This window comes from Stenotrophomonas sp. FR024, from assembly GCF_047500745.2.
GTDB classification, from domain to species: domain Bacteria; phylum Pseudomonadota; class Gammaproteobacteria; order Xanthomonadales; family Xanthomonadaceae; genus Stenotrophomonas; species Stenotrophomonas maltophilia_A.
The window spans coordinates 66,504-86,786 of record NZ_JAXAXM020000007.1 but is presented as its reverse complement, the minus strand read 5'-3'; the positions used below and the strand labels follow the sequence as shown (position 1 = coordinate 86,786).

The window sequence follows — 20,283 nt, the reverse complement described above, 5'->3', positions numbered from 1 at the left end:
GTGGGATGCGACCGGGTGACGCGCTGCTTCACTTTGTCGCAGGCGGGAAGGCCTGCCAGGCATGGCCCAGCACTACGAATTAACCACTTTGGTAGCTGCCAACCTTGGTTGGCACACACGCCCAAACGCCGACCAAGGTCGGCATCTACCAACAGCGACTAGAGCAGCCCACCGCCCGGAGGGCGCCTCAGTTCCAGAAGTACCAGACAGCTGCCGCCACCAACGCCCCCAACAACGCCACCTGCACCACCACATAGCCCACGCCACTATCGCGCGATTCAGCGGCAATGCGCTTCTGCAGGGCCTCGCTCACATCCGGCGTTTCTTCCTGCTGCGTCTGCTCACGCAACGCCTGCGCCAGCGCGCGTTCTTCCGCATCGCGAGGGTCGGTCGATGGGCTCACAGCAGTTCTCCGGCGGCGGCATGCCGCGTCAGTTCCTGCTTCAGGACCTGGCGCGCGCGGTGCAGGTGGCTCTTGATGGTACCGCGTGCCAGCCCGGTCACCTGCTCGATCTCGACCAGGTCGAAGTCCTCCAGGTAGTGCAGGCCGACGATCAGGCGCTGCGGTGCACTCAGCCGCTCCAGCGCCACGCCAAGATGGCGCCCCGCCTGCAGCGCCTCGCTCAGTTCAGCCGGCCCCGGTCCTTCATCGCCGATTCCCAGTTCCTCCGGCACCTCCACCGCCACCATCCATTGCGCCTCCAGCCGCCGCCGGCGCAGGTGCTGCAGCGCGGTGGTGTAGGCCACCCGGGAAATCCAGGTGCGCAGCGAGGATTCAAAACGAAAGCGGTGCAGCTGGCGGAACACGGCCAGGAAGGTCTCCTGCAGCAGGTCGGCCACCTGATCGCGGTCGCCCACCATGCGCCCGATCACATGTGCGCAGGTGCGCTGATGTGTCTCGACCAGTTGCGAAAACGCCGCCTGCGAGCCATCGATGATGGCCCGCACCAGGGCCTGGTCCGCATCCAGCGGTGCGGCGGGTGCCGCCGTCGCCGCTGCATCATGGCGGCGACGGCCCCGCAGTGCCGACAATGCTTCGCCGAGCAGGCTCATCTGCGGGGCGCCCCCTGTGCCCGTGACATGGGCCGGCTCAGCCCTTGCGTGCGGCGGGGCGGGTGAAGTGCCAGGCCAGCAGCTGGCCCAGGCCAGCACTGCCGACCAGCGCGGCGGCGGCGCCAAAGGTCAGGTCACGGGCACCGATGGCTTCCAGCAGGGCCATGGCCAGCGCCAGGCAGACCAGGCTGATGCCCCAGCGCAGCGCGCCCTGGCGGCGGCGCTCTTCTTCCAGCACCGCCAGCGAGCGGATCACTTCCTCCGGCACGTGCGGGGCCACCAGCTTGCTGCGCGCGCGCGCATCGGCAATGGCATGGATCGCGTAGGCGATGCAGATGAAGAGGGTGATCGGGATCAGTTCCTGCATGGTCGGGCTCCGGTTCGGTGGATGATGCGGGTTCAGAAGGATGGATGCGCAACCCCGGCAACCGGTTGCACCACTTTGCCAATCCCGCTGCCATGACCTGTGGCCCCTGCCCCGGGCCCTTGCGGCTGCTACGCTTGCCCGGTTTCCTCTTCTGGTGCCGTCCGCCCATGTCCCGAGTGCTGCCCCTGTCCCTCCTGCTGTCGGCCGTGCTGGCCGCACCGGCTGCGCATGCCGCGCCGACGCCGATCACCATCGAACAGGCCATGGCCGACCCGGACTGGATCGGTCCGCCGGTCGAGAAGGCCTGGTGGTCGTGGAACAGCCAGCAGGTGGAATACCAGCTCAAGCGCAGCGGCAGCCCGGTGCGCGATACGTTCCGCCAGCCGGTGGCGGGTGGCGTGGCCGCACAGGTGGCCGATGACCAGCGCGGCACCCTGGACGTGGCCGAGCCGGTCTACGACCGCAGCCGCAGCCGCAGCGCCTTCGTCCGCAATGGCGACGTGTTCGTGCGCGACCTGCGCAGCGGCGCGCTGACCCAGCTGACCCGCAGCAACGAGCGCGCGGGCAACGTGAACTTTGCTGCCGACAATGGCGTGATCTGGCGCGTTGGCCAGAACTGGTTCCACTGGACCGCCGCGAGCGGCGTGCAGCAGGTGGCCAGCCTGAAGGCCGAGAAGGATCCGCGCACGCCGCCGAAGGCCGACGTGCTGCGTGACCAGCAGCTGCGCACGCTGGAAACCCTGCGCCGCGACCGTGACCAGCGCGAAGCACTGAAGGACCAGGACCAGCGTTGGCGCCAGGCCGACCCGACCCGCGCGCCGGGCCCGGTGTACCTGGGCACCGACGTGGAGATCGCCGACAGCGTGCTGTCGCCGGACCTGACCCACCTGATCGTGGTGACCAAGCCGAAGGACTTCGATGACGGCCGCGGCGGCAAGATGCCGCTGTACGTGACCGAGTCGGGCTACGAGGAAACCGAAGACACCCGCACCCGCGTCGGCCGCAACGGCTTCGAGCCGCACACCCTGTGGTATGTGGACGTGCGCACCGGCAAGGCCGAGAAGGTCTCGCTGTCCAGCCTGCCCGGCATCGCCACCGACCCGCTGGCCGAGCTGCGCCGCAAGGCCGGCAAGGATGCGCTGAAGGGCGAGCGCAGCCTGCAGGTGATGAGCGACTTCATGGGCGGTGGCATTCGCTGGAGCCCCGACGGCCAGCAGGCCGCAGTGATGCTGCGTGCCAACGACAACAAGGACCGCTGGATCATCAGCGTCAACGCTGCCGATGGCCGCGTGCAGAACCGTCATCGCCTGACCGACAACGGCTGGATCAACTGGGGCTTCAATGATTTCGGCTGGATGGCCGATGGCCGCACGCTGTGGCTGCTGTCGGAGGAATCGGGCTTCTCGCACCTGTACACCCAGGCCGGCACGGCCAAGCCGCAGGCGCTGACCAGCGGCAAGTGGGAAACCTCGGCGCCGGTGCCGTCGGCCGATGGCAAGGGCTTCTACTTCCTGTGCAACCAGCAGGCGCCGCATGACTACGAAGTCTGCGCGGTCGATACCGGCAGCCGCCAGGTGCGCGAGCTGACCAGCCTCAACGGCGTGGAAGACTTCTCGTTGTCGCCGGACGGCCAGCAGCTGCTGGTGCGCTATTCCGGCGCCTACCTGCCGCCGCAGCTGGCCGTGCTGCCGAGCACCGGTGGCCAGGCCCGCGTGCTGACCGACACCCGCACCGCCGACTACAAGGCGCGCCAGTGGATCCAGCCAAAGCTGGTGGCAGTGCCGTCCAAGCATGGCGCCGGCGTGGTCTGGGCCAAGTACTACGAACCGGAAAACAAGGAACCGGGGAAGAAGTACCCGATTGTGATGTTCGTGCACGGCGCCGGCTACCTGCAGAACGTGCACCAGCGCTACCCGGCCTACTTCCGCGAGCAGATGTTCCACAACCTGCTGGTGCAGAAGGGCTACATCGTGCTGGACATGGATTACCGCGGCAGCGAGGGCTACGGCCGCGACTGGCGTACGGCGATCTACCGCAACATGGGCCACCCGGAACTGGAAGATTACAAGGATGGCCTGGACTGGCTGGTCGACACCCAGCAGGGTGACCGTGACCATGCCGGCATCTACGGTGGTTCCTACGGCGGCTTCATGACCTTCATGGCGCTGTTCCGCTCGCCGGGTACGTTCAAGGCCGGCGCCGCGCTGCGCCCGGTGGTCGACTGGCACCAGTACAACCATGGCTACACCAGCAACATCCTCAACACCCCGGACATCGATCCGGAGGCGTACCGCGTGTCCTCGCCGATCGAGTACGCGCAGAACCTGCAGGACAACCTGCTGATCGCCCACGGCATGATGGATGACAACGTGTTCTTCCAGGACTCGGTGAACCTCACCCAGCGCCTGATCGAACTGCACAAGGACAACTGGTCGATCGCACCGTACCCGCTGGAGCGCCACGGCTACGTCCGCGCCGATTCCTGGCTGGACCAGTACAAGCGCATCCTCAAGCTGTTCGAGCAGAACCTGAAGTGAGCAACGCCGCGGCCACGATCCATATCGTGGCCGCGGTCATCCTGGATGACCGCGGCCGGGCGCTGGTGGTGCGCAAACACGGCGCCAGCCGCTTCATCCAGCCCGGCGGCAAGCCCGAACCCGGCGAAGCACCGCTGCAGGCGCTGGCGCGTGAACTGAATGAGGAACTCGGCGTGCAGCTGTGCGTCGAGACCGCCGTCGCGCTGGGCACGTTCGAAGACTGGGCGGTGAACGAGCCCGGCCACCGCGTGCAGGCCCAGGCCTGGTGGGTGCAGGTGGACGGCATGCCACAGGCACGCGCGGAGATCGCCCAACTGGCCTGGGTGCCGCTGCAGCCACCGCACGGCCTGCCCTTGGCACCGCTGAGCGAACACCATATCCTGCCGGCCGTCGCCACCCGGGTGACGGCCCGCTGAGCGCGCCGGCACCGATTGCAAGGACACCGGATGTCAATGTCGATCCCGCCGATTCCTTCGCTGGTCCAACCGACCTATCACGCCTGGGTGCGCCCGATCGCACACGCCTCGTTCTGGCTGTCACTGCTGCTCACGGTCTACTTCGTGATGCAGGGACTGCTGCTGTGGCCGCTGCACAACCTTCCGATCTGGCACCTGGTTGAGAGGGAAGTACAACTCCAGCACCTGCACAGCCTGATCTGGCTTCTGGCGCATCCGGTGGCCGCGTCGATGATCGTCGCACTGCTGTGCCTTGCCTCGACGCTGGCCAGCTGGGGACTGCTGCGCGAGCGCAGCTGGGGCCTGTGGAGCTTTGTGGCCATCCTGCTGATGAGTGCATTGACCAACTTTGCGATCGCCGGGTGGCTGGACGTGTTCATGCGCGACGTCATCCCGTTTCTCTCCGACGACGCCGTCCTGCAACAGGAACTCCATCTGAAGCGCTGGTTGATCACGCTGACCATGGTGGCCATGTCATTCGTACTCCTCGGCCTGCAGGGCTGGCTGGCCTGGCGCCTGCTGCGACCAGACATCCGCTCGCGCTTCCACTGAGCCACACCCCTTTCCCGCACGACAAGGACCGTCGCATGCGCTTGCTGACCCGTCTCCCCGCGCTGCTGCTGTTCGCCGCGCTGCCTGCCGCCGCCGATGCGCTGCGCTGTGGCGAATACCGCAGCACCGAAGGCGGCATGGCGCTGGTGTTCACATCACCCAGCACCGGCTACCGCCACGACGACGGCAGCGAGCCGGAGCCGCTGTGGGTCGATCGCAGTGCGGCGCAGGCCCGCCTGGTCATGCTCGACGATGGCGTGGCGCTGCCGGTCCGGATCAGTGCCGATGGGCAGCGCATCGAAGACGAGGTTGTGGTGGTCTACACGCTGCGCCAGTCCCGGGACTGCGCCAGCGAGCCCAGCGCGATTGCCGGCAGCTGCCGCGCCGCCGGCAGCCACTGCATTGCGAAGCTGCCCGCGGCTTCGCCCAGCCAGGCCCAGCGCGCGTGCAGCGAAGGCGTTGGCGCGGGCTGCTCGGCGCTGCTGCGACAACTGCGGGATGGCAGCCCAGCAAAGGCCACCGACGACGTCGGTGCCACGGGCTTTGATCGCCCACCTGCCTGCCGCGAACACACGCCCGGGCATGACCCGCAGGCCTGCGAGGCGCTGACCAATGATGCATTGGCTGCCGCCATGCAGCGGGTGAATCAACGCCTGCAGCAGGAAGACGAAGACACGCTGGATTCGCCGCTTCCGGCCGCTGCACGCGATCAGCTGCAGCAACTGTGCCTGCAGCACCGCAGTGGCCGCTTCTGCGTGGAAGTGGCCGCGCAGCAATTGAACGCGCTGGAACCTGCGTTGGCAGTGCAGGCCCTGCAGGTGGTCTGCGATGCGGGCCGCGTCAGTGCCTGCGAACGTACTGCACCGCTGCGTGAACTCGGCACCGACCTGCGCCTGGTTCCGCTGCAGCAGGTGCCGTGCGGCCGTTACCAGGCCGACGGTGGCGTGATCGACATGCTCGACTTCGGTGATGGCGCGCATGCCCGCCTGCATGAAGGCGCCGTCCAGCTGCAGCAGAACGGCGAAACCCTTGTGCTGCGCCAGCTCGGCAACGGCGACCTGCTCGGCATGGATACCCAGACCGGCTACCAGCGTTACCGGCCACTGCGCGACGCGGCACAATGCACGCCCCCGCGCGAGGGCCAGGGTTCGCCGTAGCGCCAGGAGCTTCCCGTTCGATCGTCAAGGAGACGACATGCATTCACCCGCACCGCGCCGCCGCTGGCTGGCCTGGGCCCTGCTGCTGGCCGCGCCGATGGCCGCCGCACAGTCACCACAATGCGGCCTGTTCAAGGCCGACGAAGGCAGCGGCACGCTGCGCATCAGCTCACCGAACCGCGGCGAGCAGAAGCACTTCGGCAGTGCGCCGTCTCCGGTCGCGTTCCAGCAGATCGACGGAAAGCTGCAGCTGGTGAACCTGGAGTACGGCCTGCCCAGTGCGCTGCAGGTGCGCGATCGTGGCCGCACGGTCGAGGTGGATGGCACGGTCTACCTCCTGCAGGCCCCCGCACAGTGCGCCGCAGCCGCCACGCCGGCTGATGGCAGCTGACTGGCCGATGCGGCCGCGTGCCTGGACAACCGTCGCGAAGCGACCCCGGCCGCGCTGGAAGCAGGGTGCCGGGAAGGCGTGCCCGGCATGTGCCTGCAACTGGCCGATCGTTGGCACGAGGAAGCCAAACCCACGGTCGAGGCCGATCCCGCCCTGGCAAAGGCAGCGCTCGACGCCGCCTTGTCCGGCATCAAACTCCCCGCCGCCTGTGACAACGGTGGCTTCGAAGAGGGAACCCCGGCGTGTGCCGCCGCACTCGAGGCCGACCCGGCAGTGCAGGAGCAGCTGGTCAAGGCCGCGATGACGGCCGCCATGACCGAAGCCATGGTGACGATGACGGCGCCGACCGTGCCGGTGATCATTCCAGCTGAGCGGCGGCAACAGTTGTTGCGGTTGTGCCGCGAGGTAGCGCACGGCGGCTTCTGCACCCGCGTGGCTGAGCTGTCCTGGGACGCGGGAGATCCCCAGCAGGCGGTGCAGGCCCTGGCTGCAGCCTGCACCCCCGGCAATGACACCGCCACCTGCGAGCGCCTGCCGGCGTTGCAGGCGGTGGGCGCATCGCTGCGACCGCAGCCCGCAACTGCATTACCCTGCGGCAACTACCGGTCCGACGGCGGCCTGATGGACACGCTGGACTTCGGCGATGCCGGCCTGGTTGGCGTTGGCTGGAGCAGCCATCTTCGCGCACGCGTCGAAGCGGGCGACATCCGCATCCACCACGACCGGGACGGCGACTTCGTGCTGCGCCCGCTGCCGGGCGGGCAGTTGCTGGGGCTGGATAACTGGACCCGCTTCCAGGTGTTCGTCCCCACCGGCGAGGGCCCGACACGCTGCAGTGCACCGAAGCAGTTCAAGGTGCTGCCACTGCCACAGGATTGCCCGCTGGCACTGGCCAACGAGGGCGGCGCCGAAGCCTGCTGCGCGCAGGGCAAGCTGCAGGGCTGCAACATTCTCGGCAACCGCCTTGCGCTGTCCGGGAACTGGCTGCAGGCCGCCGAGCACTACACCACGGTCTGCCGCGCCGGCGTGCGCGAAGGGTGCGAGAACCTGGTCACCGCGCAGGGCAACGGCGCGGAACTGGACGCACGGGCAACCCTGGAGCAGCTGTGCAAGGCCGACCGCAGCGGCCTGCATGTGGCCTGCGACGTGCTCGGCACCCAGAACTGGGAGCTGATCACGCTGGGTGGTGCTCTGCAGAAGGCGGTTGACGAGGCGGCCGTGGACGACGCTCCGGCGCCGCGCAACTCCAACCGCAAGCGCTGAGCCGGCCAGGGCCTGCCCACAGCTTCGGGCGGGCCCTGCGGTAAAGTACGCGCCATGAACGAATTCGAGCGCGTGCGCGCCTATCTCACCGACCTGCAGGACCGCATCTGTGCGGCGATCGAGGCCGTCGATGGCCAGGCCCGCTTCCAGGAAGACCTGTGGCAGCGTGCCGAGGGCGGTGGCGGGCGTACCCGCGTGCTGCGCGACGGTGCGGTGTTCGAGCAGGCCGGCATCGGCTTCTCCGACGTGGCCGGCAGCCGCCTGCCGCCATCGGCCTCGGCCAACCGTCCGGAACTGGCTGGCGCCTCCTGGCGTGCCACTGGCGTGTCGCTGGTGTTCCACCCGCTCAACCCCTACGTGCCGACCACGCATGCCAACGTGCGCTTCTTCCAGGCGCAGCGCGACGGCGAAGTGGTGGCCAGCTGGTTCGGCGGCGGCTTCGACCTGACCCCGTTCTATCCGTTCGACGAGGACGTGCAGCACTGGCACCAGGTGGCACGCGATCTGTGTGCGCCGTTCGGCGACGAACGCTATGCCGCGCACAAGCGCTGGTGTGATGAGTACTTCTTCCTGCGCCACCGCAATGAAACGCGCGGCGTCGGCGGGCTGTTCTTCGACGACCTGCACGGCGACTTCGAGCGCGACTTCGCTTATCTGCGTGCGGTCGGCGATGGTTTCCTCGACGCCTACCTGCCGATCGTGCAGCAGCGCAAGGACACACCCCATGGCGAACGCGAACGCGAGTTCCAGCTGTACCGCCGCGGCCGCTACGTGGAATTCAACCTGGTCTACGACCGCGGCACCCTGTTCGGGCTGCAGAGCGGTGGCCGCAGCGAGAGCATCCTGATGAGCCTGCCGCCCCGGGTGCGCTGGGAGTACGGCTTCTCGCCTGAACCCGGCAGCGCAGAATCGCGACTGGCCGACTACCTGGTCCCGCGCGACTGGCTGTGAGGGGCAGCCTGGTCGCGCCGGGCCTGGGCTCGGTGCTACAAGTCAGGTGCCCTTCTGCGTGATGATCGTGATGTGTCCGGTCGTCTCCAGCAGCGCGATCTGCACGTCCTCGATCCGCAGGCCGCCCTGCTGGCGCAGCGCGGCATCGAAATCGGCCCGGCTGATCAGTTCGCGGCGGAGAACGCCCTCCAACAGCCGGCCATCACGCGCGATCACGGTGGGCTCTCCTTCGATCATCCGCTCCATGCGCCGATTCCGGGTGGTCAACCAGCCCACCCCATAGTTCAGCACGATCAGGGTGGCCGCCAGCAGCAGGCCACCGCCCAGCGAGGTGTCGGTGCCCAACAGCGCGTTCTGCACCGCGTTGCCCAGCAGCACGATCAGCAGCACGTCGAAGGGCGTGATCTGCCCCAGAGCCCGCTTGCCACCCAGCCGGACCATGCCCAGCACCACGACATACACCACCACCGCGCGCAGGATGAACTCCCACCACGGCATGGCCAGTGCGAACAGATCGGGCATTGTCTTCCCCTGCGGAGCGGTGGCCCAGCGTGGCGCAGGCCACGGCATCTGGCAACGGCACAAATAAAAAGCCCCGCTGACCAGGGGGAGGTCAACGGGGCCGGGGAACGGGCACTTGGGGAGGAGTCCCCGTTCCGAGATCTGCTCCAGGGGATGGGAGAGATCCACAACAGGCGTTGCGCCTGTCGAGAGTTATAGAAGCACTCCGAACACTAACGGTTCGTGAAGGGGCCCAATTTAATGAACCTCCATCAGGGCAACATTCATGATCGAGTCAGAAACCTCTGACGAATGAACGAATTCACGTCGTTTTCGGCCTGAAACACCCTCAGTGTGCTTCGTCCCAGTTGTTGCCGATGCCGGTATCGACCACCAGCGGCACCCGCAGTTTGGCCGCTTGCGACATGCGCTCGACCACCTGCAAACGCAACTCCTCGACGAAACTGCTTTCGGTTTCGAACACCAGTTCATCGTGCACCTGCAGGATCATCCGTGCCGGTGCGCCGCTGTCACGCAGCCACTGGTCCACGTCCACCATCGCGCGCTTGATGATGTCTGCGGCGGTGCCCTGCATCGGCGCGTTGATCGCGGCGCGCTCGGCACCGGCGCGCAGGCCCTGGTTACGTGCATGAATGTCGTTCAGGTACAGGCGGCGGCCGAACAGGGTTTCCACATAGCCCTGGTCGCGGGCCTGCTGGCGCATCCGCTCCATGAAATCACGTACGCCCGGGTAGCGGCTGAAGTACAGCGCCACGTAGTCCTGCGCCTGGCCACGGTCGATGCCCAGGTTGCGGGCCAAGCCGAAGGCGCTCATGCCGTACATCAGGCCGAAGTTGATCGCCTTGGCCGCGCGGCGCTCGTTCGGGGTCACTTCCTCCAGCGTGCGCCCGAACACCTCGGCGGCGGTGGCGCGGTGCACGTCGGCGCCCTGCTCGAAGGCACGCACCAGGCCCGGGTCCTCGGACAGATGGGCCATGATCCGCAGCTCGATCTGCGAATAGTCGGCCGCCAGCAGCTGGAAGCCCTCCGGCGCGATGAACGCGCGGCGGATACGGCGGCCATCCTCGGTGCGGATCGGGATGTTCTGCAGGTTCGGATCCGACGAGGACAGGCGGCCGGTGGCGGCACCGGACTGGTGGTAGCTGGTATGCACGCGGCCGGTGTCCGGGTTGACCATCTCCGGCAGCTTGTCGGTGTAGGTGCTGCGCAGCTTGGCCAGCCCGCGGTACTCCAGGATCACGCGCGGCAGCTCGTGCTGGTCGGCAATCGCCTCCAGCGCCTCTTCATTGGTGCTGGGCTGGCCCTTGGGGGTCTTCACCACCGCCGGCAGCTTCAACTCGTCGAACAGCACCGCCTGCAGCTGCTTGGGCGAATCCAGGTTGAAGCTGCGCCCGGCCAGCTCGGTGGCTTTCTGCTGCGCGGCCAGCATGCGCGAAGACAGGTCCTGGCTCTGCCGGCGCAGTTCGTCGGTGTCGACCCGCACGCCGTTGGCTTCGATGCTCGTCAGCACCGGCACCAGCGGCATCTCGATGCCGCGGTAAACGCTGTCCAGCGCCGGCTCGGCCAGCAGCTGCGGCTGCAGCGCGTGATGCAGGCGCAGGGTGATGTCGGCGTCCTCGGCGGCGTAGCGGCTGGCCTCGTCGATGCCCACCTGCGAGAACGGAATCTGCTTGGCGCCCTTGCCGGCCACGTCCTCGAACTTGATGGTGCTGTAGCCCAGGTAGCGCAGCGCCAGCGAATCCATGTCGTGGCGGGTGGCGGTGGAATTGAGCACGAAGCTCTCGAGCATGGTGTCGTCGTGGTAGCTCTGCACCTGCACGCCGTGGCGGCGCAGCACGTGCAGGTCGTACTTGCCGTGCTGGCCCAGCTTCTTCTTCGCCGGGTCCTGCAGCACCGGGCGCAGTGCGTCCAGCACCTGCTGCATCGGCAGCTGGGCCGGCGCACCCGGGTAATCGTGGCCGACCGGAATGTACGCCGCCCTGCCCGGCTCGACGGCCAGGCTGATGCCCACCAGCCGCGCACGCATCGCGTCCAGCGCATCGGTTTCGGTATCGAAGCTGATCAGGTCGGCCTGCTGCAGGCGTTCGACCCAGGCCTGCAGCTGCTCGGCGCTCAGCACGGTCTCGTATTCACCCGGCGCGGACAGTGCCGGATCCAGCGTGCCGGCGGCGGGCGCCTCGACGCTGCCACGCGCGAAGCCGGCCGCAGTGCCGCGCAGGCTCGGGGTCGCCTCGCTGGCGGCCACCGGTGCCGGCACCGGCGCACCCAGCTCCTTCAGCGCCTGGGTGAAGCCGTAGCGCGCATACAGCTCGGTCAGCTCCGGCACGTCCTGCTCGCGCAGGGCCAACGTGGTCGGGCTGGCGTCCAGCGCCAGGTCGGTGCGGATGGTCACCAGCTCGCGGTTCAGCGGCAGACGCTCCAGCGCCGCGCGCAGGTTTTCGCCGATCTTGCCCTTCATGGTGGGCGCGGCCGCCATCACCCCATCCAGGTGCTGGTACTCGGCCAGCCACTTGGCAGCGGTCTTCGGCCCGCACTTCTCGACGCCCGGCACGTTGTCGACCGCGTCGCCCATCAGCGCCAGCAGGTCGATGATCTGGTCGGCGCGCACGCCGAATTTCTCCATCACCGCCGCGTCCGAATCCATGCGGCTGCCGGTCATGGTGTTGACCAGCTCGATGCCCGGGCGCACCAGCTGGGCGAAGTCCTTGTCGCCGGTGGAAATGGTCACCTTCAGGTCCTGCGCCAGGCCCTGGAGGGCCAGCGTGCCGATCACATCGTCGGCTTCCACGCCGGGGACGCGCAGAATGCTGATGCCCAGCGCCTCGACGATGCGACACATCGGCTCGACCTGGCTGCGCAGCTCGTCGGGCATCGGCGGGCGGTTGGCCTTGTACTGGTCGTACAGGTCATCACGGAAGGTCTTGCCCGGCGCATCGACCACGAACGCCACGTAGGCCGGGCGCTCCTTCAGTGTCGAGCGCAGCATGTTGACCACGCCGAACAGCGCGCCGGTGGGTTCGCCCTGTGCATTGGACAGGGGCGGCAGCGCGTGGAACGCGCGGTACAGGTAACTGGACCCGTCGATCAGGACTAATCTGCTCATGGGTCGATTCTACGCGCCCGTGCCTGCACTGCGACGACACGGCACAGCCGCGGCGATGGGGCATAATCAAGGCTCTTTCCAGGCAAAGGCCCCCGCCGATGAAGACCCTGATGCTGGCTCCCCTGCTCCTGCTCGCTGGCTGCGCCAGCATGGGTGGCGCGGGCGCTCCCCCGGTGGACGTCAAGGGCGCGGATGTGTCCAAGCGCACCATGGACAACGGCGATGTCATCGAGGAATACCGCGTGTCCGGCCAGCTGCGCATGGTCAAGGTGACCCCGTCGCGCGGTGCCCCGTTCTACATGTACGACAAGAACGGCGATGGCCGTTTCGACAACGACAAGGACGGCGTGTCGCCGGTGTACTGGAAGCTGTACAGCTGGTGATGTGACCGGGGTCGGATCCCTGCGATTCAGTAGATCCACGCCATGCGTGGATGGGCCCCTGCCGGCCCTACAAAAGATGACGCCGGCGCGCATCCTGCGGCCGGCGTCGGGTCCCCTCCCCGGGAACGCTTGTATCAGCGGATGACCAGCACCGGCAGCGTGCTGCGTGCCAGCACTTCAGCGGTCTGGCTGCCCAGCAGCACACGGGTCACACCACGGCGGCCATGCGAGGTCATCACGATCAGGTCGCTGTTGCGCTCACCCGCCGTCTCAATGATGCCGTCGGCCGCGTAGCGGTCCAGTACGTGCACCGGGTTGGCGGTAATGCCCTGCTCGGCGGCCTTGGCCAGCGCCGGCTGCAGCACCTTCTGCGCGCCTTCCTCGCGGTCGGCCTTGTACTCAGGGCTGTTCATGTAGCCCACGCTCCAGCCCATGGCGTCGTACATGCCGACGGCCCACGGCTCGGAAACGGTCACGATATCGACCTCTGCATTGAGGTCCTTGGCCAGCTCCAAGCCCTTCGCCAGGCCCTTGTCGGCCAGCTCGGATCCGTCGGTGGCAATCAGGATGCGCTTGTACATGATGGGGCTCCGTGGCGGTCTGCCAGATGGGAACAACACCATTGCACACCGGATGTGCAGGGCGCGCCTTGAGCAGGATCAATCCGGCGCCGCGCAGCGGCGTGTGCGCACCGCCGGCTTGCGTACCCGGACACCGCAGCGCAAGCTGGGTGGGCGGCGCGCCGCCGCCTTGGGAGAACCCGCATGCAGGACCGCAAGCCGACATCACGAAGCCCCCTCAGGATCATCCTGTGGAGCCTCATTGCCGCCTTCGTGCTGTTCTGCGGCGGCTATTACCTGGGCAAGGATCTGGCCCAGCGCGACAACGCCAGGCAGTCAGCCGGCCGATAGCCTGCTGCCGTAGAGTCGAGCTTGCTCGACTGCGTCTGCTCACAAAAGGCAGTCGAGCAAGCTCGACTCTACAGCGCCCCCATCTTCAGGCGATCTGCACCACGCGCGCGTTCTGGCACAGCGGATAGCTGGCCACGAATTCAGCGATCGCATCACGCATCGCCTCGAACGATTCGCCATACATGTACAGCGCGGTCTCGGTCGGGCCCTGCCACCAGCTGCAGATCTCGCCCAGGCCATCGATGTTCTCCGACAGCTGCTCGAACACGTGGTTGGAATCGCACTGTTCGTAGACCTCGTCCGGCAGGTTCAGGCCATCCAGGTAGATGCCCAGGCCTTCGGTCACGCCGAAGCTGCGGTCGGCCTCGCCCGCACCCTGCAGCTGCGAACCCTTCGGCGCGCCCAGCTGCTCCAGCAGGTCGATCAGCTTCGGCACGCCGGCCGCATCGACCAGCGCCACTTCGATATCGCCGTATTCGACCTCGCCGAGGTCGGACATCGCGGTGCCGCCGCCGGTCAGCTCGCCCACCTGGGCCGCCTGCAGCAGCGCATCGAGCGGATCCTCGAACAGTTCGTGGCGATGCTCGGGCTGCAGCTTGGCGTTCAACTTCACGGTGACGTGCAGCGTGGGTTCGGTCATCGGGGCGTTCCTGGAAGATGTCAGGCCCCATTGTAGAGTCGAAGGTAGCGGCAGGAGCCGCTGCCAACGTCGCTTGCGACGGCCCGAAGGGTGCCGGTCAGGACGACCGGCATTGCCACGCTCGACTGCCTTTGTAGAGTCGAGCCGTGCTCGACTGCCTTTCCCACCAGAAGCAGCCGAGCATGGGCTCGGCTCTACAACAGCCCGTCAACGCAGGAACGGCGCCACCTTGCGCTTGAGCAGCTCCACCAGCACCGGGTCCATGTAGTCGTAGTCGTCGGGGATTTCCAGGCAGATCACCCGCTTGCCATTCAACCAGGCCTTGTAACGGCTGGACAGACGGTTGCGGTGCGCCCTTTCCATCACGAAGACCAGGTCGGCCCACTGCAGCAACTCGGGGCTGAGTACTTCCTCGGCGTCGGCCAGCAACCCGGCTGAGGCGGTCTCGATGCCCGGCCAATCGGCAAATACCTGCTCGGCGGTGGGGCTGCGCAGGCGGTTCTGACTGCAGAGGAAGAGCACGTTGCGGGTCATGGATACTCGCTTTTGTAGAGTCGAGCCGTGCTCGACTGACTTTTCCCGCTGCAAGCAGCCGAGCATGGCTATGCCGGTCGTCCTGACCGGCACCCTTCGGGCCGTCGCAAGCGACGTTGGCAGCGGCTCCTGCCGCTACCTTCGGCTCTACAGGAATTCCCGCCCCCCCGACGGTGATCAGATCACCGTCAGGTTGGCGTAGGCCATCACCAGCCACTTGCTGCCGGCATCGGCAAACTCGACCTGCACGCGGGCGTGGGCACCGTTGCCTTCGTAGTCGGTCACCATGCCTTCGCCGAACTTGGGATGGGTGACCAGCGCGCCGAGCTTCAGCGGCGGCGCCTCGATCGAGGCGTGGCCCATCACCCGGCTGGCGCCCATCGAGGCCGGGCGCGAGACCTGCACCTTCGGGCGCACTTCGTGCAGCAGCTCGCGCGGAATCTCGCGCAGGAAGCGCGACGGCAGGCTGTAGTTGTCCTGGCCATGGATGCGGCGCGATTCGGCGTAGCTCAGCACCAGTTTCTGGCGTGCGCGGGTGATGCCCACGTAGGCCAGGCGGCGCTCTTCTTCCAGCCGCCCGCTTTCCTCCAGCGAACGTGCGCTGGGGAACAGGCCTTCTTCCAGGCCGGCCAGGAACACCAGCGGAAACTCCAGGCCCTTGGCCGAGTGCAGGGTCATCAGCTGCACGCCGTCCTCGCCCGCCTGCGCCTGGCCCTCACCGGCCTCCAGCGCGGCATAGGCCAGGAACGCGACCAGCTCGTCCATGTTCTCGCCCACTTCCTCGATGTCGTCGGCGCGGCGCACGAAGCGCGAGGCCACCGAGACCAGTTCGTCGAGGTTGTCGGTACGCGATTCCGAGTCCAGCGCGTTGCGGCTTTCCTTGCTCCAGTGCTCGCGCAGCTGCGAGCGGGCCAGCACGTGGTCCACGCGTTCGGCCAGGGTCATGTGCAGGGTCTGCGCCTGCAGCTCGTTGACCAGCACCAGGAAGCCGGCCAGCGCATTGCGCGCACGTGCAGCCAGCGCGCTGCCCTGGGTGACCAGCATGGTCGCTTCCCACAGCGAAATACCCTGCGCGCGCGCCTCGCGGCGCACTTCGTCCAGCGTGCGATCGCCGATGCCACGCGTCGGCGTGTTGACCGCGCGCTCGAACGCCGCGTCATCGTTGCGGTTGGACAGCAGGCGCAGGTAGGCCAGCGCGTCCTTGATTTCGGCGCGCTCGAAGAAACGCATGCCGCCGTACACGCGGTACGGCACCTGTTCGCTCAGCAGGGCCTCTTCCAGCGCGCGCGACTGCGCGTTGCTGCGGTAGAGCACGGCCACTTCGGTATAGCTGCCACCGTCTCGCACCCACTGGCGCGCGCGCTCGACGATGTAGCGCGCCTCGTCCATCTCGTTGTACGCCGCGTACAAGTCGATCGGCTCGCCGTCGCCGCTGTCGGTCCACAGTTCCTTGCCGATGCGGTCCGGGTTGTGCGCGATGACCGCGTTGGCGGCGCCGAGGATGTTGGCCGTGGAGCGGTAGTTCTGTTCCAGGCGGATGGTCTGCGCACCCGGGAAGTCGCGCAGGAAGCCCTGCACGTTCTCGACCTTGGCACCGCGCCAGCCGTAGATGGCCTGGTCATCGTCACCGACCACGAACACGTGGCCGGAATCGCCGGCCAGCACGCGCACGAAGGCGTACTGGATGGCGTTGGTGTCCTGGAACTCGTCTACCAGGATCTCGCGGAAGCGCGCGCGGTAGTGCGACAGCAGCGCCGGGTTGTCGCGCAGCAGTTCGTGCGCGCGCAGCAGCAGTTCGGCGAAGTCGACCAGGCCGGCGCGGTCGCAGCGTGCCTGGTACTCGATGTAGGCCTGGCGCATGGTTTCAAGCCACGCGTCGTGCGGTTCGGGCTGGATGTGCTGTGGGCGGCGGCCCTCGTCCTTCTGCGCGTTGATCCACCACGCGATCTGCTTGGCCGGGTACTTGCCGTCGTCCAGTTCCAGCGCCTGCACCACGCGCTTGACCAGCCGCAGCTGGTCGTCCGAATCCATCACCTGGAAGCCTTCGGGCAGCTTCGCATCCTGCCAGTGCAGGCGCAGCAGGCGGTTGGCCAGGCCGTGGAAGGTGCCGATCCACATGCCACGGCTGCCATTGGGCAGCTGTGCGTCGATGCGGTGGCGCATTTCGCCGGCCGCCTTGTTGGTGAAGGTCACCGCGAAAATGCCGTGGGTCGGCACGCCATCGACTTCATGCAGCCAGGCGATGCGGTGGGTAAGTACGCGGGTCTTGCCGGAACCGGCACCGGCCAGCACCAGGTGGTGGCCGGGGGGAGCGGAGACGGCTTCGCGCTGGGCCGGGTTCAGGCCATCAAGCAGGTGGGAGACATCCATGCCCCCATTTTACGGCATCGCCGTCGCGGCTCCTGCGACCACCTGGGTTGCCAGTGCCTGCGCCTGCTGACGCAGTTCAGGCACCGCCAGGCTTTCCCACAGGCTGCCGATGCGCAGGCTGCCGAGCACGCCCAGCCGTGCCTGCGGCTGGCCACCGGCGGCACGCAGGCGATCGCCCGGCACCGTGCTGTCCAACCCCAGTCCATGCGGGCCGGGGCGTGCCAGCCCATCGGCCTGCAGCTGCTGCAGCAACGGATTGCGCAGTGCGCTGGCGCGGGTCTCCACGCCGGTGGCGTTGATCACCCCGCCGATCATCCACTGCTGTTCATTGCCCGAGGCATCGCGGCCCGACAGCTGCAGCGCATCGCCGTCGCGCCAGACACGTTGCAGGCGGGACCGGTGAATACGCAGCTGGCCGCTGTCCTGCAGCGTCTGCAACTGCGCATCCACTTCTTCGGCGATGCGGTGGCGATGCACGTCCCAATAGCGCACCACATGGCGCAGGAAGCGACGCTGGTCGGCCTCTTCGAGGCTGCACCACAGCGCCTGCCCGTGCGGACGGATGCGGTCCATCACGCCCTGCCACGGCAGGCCGTCGGCCTGTGACTGGCGTGCGAACCCGCGCAACGCGCGCAGGCGCTGGCGCAGGTTCATCGGCAGCAGTAAAGCCGGATCGAACGTGGGCAGCCCCCCGTGCGCATGCGGCAACGGCAGCAGGCCGTGGCGCGAGATCACATGCAGCGGGCCGGTGTGGCCGGCGGCGACCAATGCCAACACGGTGTCGGCCATGCTCAGGCCGGACCCGACGATGGCCACGGCCTGCTCGCCGGCCAGGGTGCGCACGCCGTCGTAGTCCCAGGCCTCGATCACGTCATCGGCGGGCAGTGCCTCGGCACCGGCTACCGGCAGCGGTCGCATGCTGTTGCCGGTGGTCAGCACCGCCTGCGCGGCGTGCAGCGTGCTGCCATCGCCGAGTGTCAGCTGGTAACCGTGGTCATCCGGCTGCAGGCCCAGCACCGGCTGCGCGATCACCTGCAGCTGTGCCGGGCTGGTCGCAGCGGCCTCCTGCAGGCGCTGCTGCAGGTAGGCAGCAAAGTAGTGGCGGCACACATAGCGCTCGCCCAGCACCTCGCGCGCCTCGCCCGGGTAGGCATTGGCGGCCATCAGGTAGTCGAGGAAATCGCCGGGCTGGTTGGCAAACGCACTCATCTTCGCCGCCGGCACGTTCAGCAGATGCTCCGGCCATGGCGTGGCATAGGCGATGCCCTGCGCCAGCTGCGAGGCGGGTTCGAAAATGGCCAGCGCCAGCGGCGCCTTGGCCTGGCGCAATACCTGGATCGCCACCAGCACGCCAGCCGCACCACCACCGATGATCGCCAGGTCCAGTTCGCCATTACGCGGTGAATCAGTCATGCGCCGATTGTAGGCCATCGGCGATGACAGGCCGGATTGCCGAAATGGGCGGTTGCCGCCGCCTCACATCAACGCATCGGCCAGCCGTGCAATACCTTCGCGGCTGCGCCGCCACGTAGGGCGGCTGCGCCACTGCTGCAGGTCCAGCTGCCGCGCTTCACGCAGGTAGCCATCCTCGATCGCGCACAGCTGCTGCACCAGCGCGCGGTCGTAGCAGATCAGGCCGATTTCGGCATTCAGCGCGAACGAGCGGATATCCATGTTGATCGAGCCGAGCACAGCGATGTCCTCATCCACGCTCATGTGCTTGGCGTGCAGGAACTGCGGCTCGTACAGCGCGATGCGCACGCCACAGCGCAGCAGCTCGTCGTAGTAGGCCTCCTGTGCCCACGAGGTCAGCCGCTGGTTGTTGCTGGCCGACAGGATCAGCTGCACTTCCACGCCGGACAACGCCGCGATGCGCAGCGCGCTGAGCGTGGCTTCGTCAGGCACGAAATACGGGGTGACCATCACCAGCCGGCGCCGTGCGAGGTGGATCAGCGCCGCAACCGCGTCGCGCGCGTTGCTGTACGGGTAGGCCGGGCCGCTGGGCAGCAGCTGGGTGGCGATGTCGTCGCCGCATTCGGGCACATCGGTGATCACATCCAGGCGCTGGCCGGTCTCCATGTACCAGTCGCTGGCGAATACGGCTTCCAGATGCGCCACCGCCGGGCCGCGCACGCGCGCCACCAGCTCGCGGTTCGGGTGGCCCGGCACGAACCGCGGGCCCGCCAGATTCTGCGAACCGACATAGGCCACTTCGTTGTCGATCACCGCGATCTTGCGGTGGTTGCGCAGGTCCATGCGCCCGCTGCGGCGCCAGCGCAGGCCACCGGGCAGCATCGCGCGCACTTCGATGTCGCGCGCCTGCAGGCGCTTGCGATAGGCGCGCAGGCCACGCTTGGCGCCCACCGCATCGAGCAGCACGCGGCACTGCACGCCACGCGCGGCGGCACGCTGCAAGGCCTCGACAATGGCCTCGCCGACCGCGTCATCGAACATCAGGTAGTACAGCAGGTGCACGCGGTCTTCGGCCTGGTCGATGTCGGCGATCAGCGTGTGCAGCGACTCGTCGTAGTCGGTCAGCAGATCGACGGCGTTGCCGTGCACCGGCATGAAATCGCCCTGGCGCTGCACCAGCGGCACGATCTCGGCGCTGGCGGTGTCGGGCTGTGGGGTCCAGCGCAGGCGATGCTGCAGTGCCTGTTCCTCGCGGATGACCTGCGAGGCCTCGGCCTGGCGGCGGATGCGCTCGCGCGACAGCCACGGGTGGCCGAAGAGCAGATACAGCGGCAGGCCCAGCAGCGGTACGAAGCCGACCAGCAGCAGCCAGCTGCGCGCCGCGCCAGGCGTGGTGCGGGTGGGAATCCAGCACAGCGCGACCAGCCGGATCAGCCAGTCGATCAGCAGCAGGTAGGAACCCAGCAACCACTCGAACAGCATCGCGTCGCCCGTCGGGAGGTGATGGGCCATTCTGCCCAGCGGGGTGTGTAGAGTCGAGCCGCGCTCGACTGCTTTGAAGCCGTGTGCCAACCAAGGTTGGCACCTACCGGGTGAGGGGACAGCGTGTCGACCAAGGTCGACACCTACCGGGGGAGTGGGGGGCCCCCCCCGCCGCCCCCCCCCCCCCCCCCCCCCCCCC

18 protein-coding genes and 1 pseudogene are annotated in these 20,283 nt (G+C 67.7%); 8 read left to right on the top strand and 11 right to left on the bottom strand.

Annotated elements, in window-relative coordinates:
• Positions 1–187: 187 nt before the first annotated feature.
• Genes ACMZ91_RS09920 through ACMZ91_RS09910 form a run of 3 tightly spaced genes read right to left on the bottom strand, consistent with a single transcriptional unit; the run spans position 188 to position 1,420 of the window.
• Entirely contained in the window at positions 188–403 is a 216-nt protein-coding gene (locus tag ACMZ91_RS09920; protein ID WP_414577624.1) for a hypothetical protein, read from the bottom strand.
• A complete protein-coding gene (locus ACMZ91_RS09915; RefSeq protein WP_049462284.1) occupies positions 400–1,053 on the bottom strand; it encodes an RNA polymerase sigma factor in 654 nt (217 codons plus the stop codon). Before ACMZ91_RS09915 ends, ACMZ91_RS09920 begins: the two co-directional genes overlap by 4 nt.
• Before the next feature lie 37 nt (positions 1,054–1,090).
• Complete coding sequence (locus tag ACMZ91_RS09910; RefSeq protein WP_005414880.1) at positions 1,091–1,420, bottom strand: hypothetical protein; 330 nt, start codon at positions 1,418–1,420, stop codon at positions 1,091–1,093.
• 167 nt (positions 1,421–1,587) lie between these two features.
• Here ACMZ91_RS09910 and ACMZ91_RS09905 point away from each other — a divergent pair, with 167 nt between their 5' ends.
• From ACMZ91_RS09905 to hemF, 6 genes and pseudogenes are all read left to right on the top strand, one after another.
• Positions 1,588–3,957 carry a S9 family peptidase gene (locus tag ACMZ91_RS09905; RefSeq protein WP_049462283.1) on the top strand — a complete coding sequence of 790 codons (2,370 nt, stop codon included), beginning with the start codon at positions 1,588–1,590 and terminating at the stop codon, positions 3,955–3,957.
• Positions 3,954–4,373 carry an NUDIX hydrolase gene (locus ACMZ91_RS09900; RefSeq protein WP_049462282.1) on the top strand — a complete coding sequence of 140 codons (420 nt, stop codon included), beginning with the start codon at positions 3,954–3,956 and terminating at the stop codon, positions 4,371–4,373. Before ACMZ91_RS09905 ends, ACMZ91_RS09900 begins: the two co-directional genes overlap by 4 nt.
• 30 nt (positions 4,374–4,403) lie before the next feature.
• Positions 4,404–4,964: a hypothetical protein gene (locus ACMZ91_RS09895; protein ID WP_049398641.1), complete on the top strand. Its 561-nt coding sequence runs from the start codon at positions 4,404–4,406 to the stop codon at positions 4,962–4,964.
• Positions 4,965–4,999: 35 nt separating this feature from the next.
• A complete protein-coding gene (locus ACMZ91_RS09890; RefSeq protein ID WP_049462281.1) occupies positions 5,000–6,121 on the top strand; it encodes a hypothetical protein in 1,122 nt (373 codons plus the stop codon).
• Positions 6,122–6,158: 37 nt separating this feature from the next.
• Positions 6,159–7,775 (top strand): annotated as a pseudogene (locus tag ACMZ91_RS09885) (hypothetical protein).
• Positions 7,776–7,829: 54 nt separating this feature from the next.
• Positions 7,830–8,726 (top strand): oxygen-dependent coproporphyrinogen oxidase, encoded by an 897-nt coding sequence (hemF, locus tag ACMZ91_RS09880; RefSeq protein WP_149908940.1) that lies wholly within the window; start codon positions 7,830–7,832, stop codon positions 8,724–8,726.
• 42 nt (positions 8,727–8,768) lie between these two features.
• Here hemF and ACMZ91_RS09875 read toward each other — a convergent pair whose 3' ends face one another.
• Together ACMZ91_RS09875 and polA are read right to left on the bottom strand one after the other, a co-directional pair.
• Positions 8,769–9,248, bottom strand: a complete 480-nt coding sequence (locus ACMZ91_RS09875) for a DUF421 domain-containing protein (protein ID WP_049462278.1) — start codon at positions 9,246–9,248, stop codon at positions 8,769–8,771.
• Positions 9,249–9,576: 328 nt separating this feature from the next.
• Positions 9,577–12,351, bottom strand: a complete 2,775-nt coding sequence (gene polA / locus ACMZ91_RS09870) for a DNA polymerase I (RefSeq protein WP_049462277.1) — start codon at positions 12,349–12,351, stop codon at positions 9,577–9,579.
• Between the two features lie 98 nt (positions 12,352–12,449).
• On the opposite strand from polA, the gene ACMZ91_RS09865 reads away from it, so the two are divergent.
• Positions 12,450–12,734 carry a DUF2782 domain-containing protein gene (locus tag ACMZ91_RS09865; protein WP_049462276.1) on the top strand — a complete coding sequence of 95 codons (285 nt, stop codon included), beginning with the start codon at positions 12,450–12,452 and terminating at the stop codon, positions 12,732–12,734.
• Between the two features lie 134 nt (positions 12,735–12,868).
• Here ACMZ91_RS09865 and ACMZ91_RS09860 read toward each other — a convergent pair whose 3' ends face one another.
• Positions 12,869–13,315, bottom strand: coding sequence for a universal stress protein (locus ACMZ91_RS09860; RefSeq protein WP_005411629.1), 447 nt, complete (start codon positions 13,313–13,315; stop codon positions 12,869–12,871).
• A gap of 183 nt (positions 13,316–13,498) precedes the next feature.
• On the opposite strand from ACMZ91_RS09860, the gene ACMZ91_RS09855 reads away from it, so the two are divergent.
• Positions 13,499–13,645: a hypothetical protein gene (locus tag ACMZ91_RS09855; RefSeq protein WP_180862753.1), complete on the top strand. Its 147-nt coding sequence runs from the start codon at positions 13,499–13,501 to the stop codon at positions 13,643–13,645.
• An 85-nt stretch (positions 13,646–13,730) separates the two neighbouring features.
• Here the strand turns inward: ACMZ91_RS09855 and ACMZ91_RS09850 are convergent, their stop codons facing one another.
• From ACMZ91_RS09850 to cls, 5 genes are all read right to left on the bottom strand, one after another.
• Complete coding sequence (locus ACMZ91_RS09850) at positions 13,731–14,285, bottom strand: hypothetical protein (RefSeq protein WP_049462275.1); 555 nt, start codon at positions 14,283–14,285, stop codon at positions 13,731–13,733.
• A gap of 207 nt (positions 14,286–14,492) precedes the next feature.
• Complete coding sequence (locus ACMZ91_RS09845; protein ID WP_049462274.1) at positions 14,493–14,819, bottom strand: low molecular weight protein tyrosine phosphatase family protein; 327 nt, start codon at positions 14,817–14,819, stop codon at positions 14,493–14,495.
• A gap of 177 nt (positions 14,820–14,996) precedes the next feature.
• Positions 14,997–17,189: a DNA helicase II gene (gene uvrD / locus ACMZ91_RS09840; protein WP_049462273.1), complete on the bottom strand. Its 2,193-nt coding sequence runs from the start codon at positions 17,187–17,189 to the stop codon at positions 14,997–14,999.
• Positions 17,190–17,198: 9 nt separating this feature from the next.
• A complete protein-coding gene (locus tag ACMZ91_RS09835; RefSeq protein ID WP_049462272.1) occupies positions 17,199–18,620 on the bottom strand; it encodes an FAD/NAD(P)-binding protein in 1,422 nt (473 codons plus the stop codon).
• 45 nt (positions 18,621–18,665) lie between these two features.
• Complete coding sequence (gene cls, locus ACMZ91_RS09830; protein WP_049462271.1) at positions 18,666–20,084, bottom strand: cardiolipin synthase; 1,419 nt, start codon at positions 20,082–20,084, stop codon at positions 18,666–18,668.
• Positions 20,085–20,283: the final 199 nt, after the last annotated feature.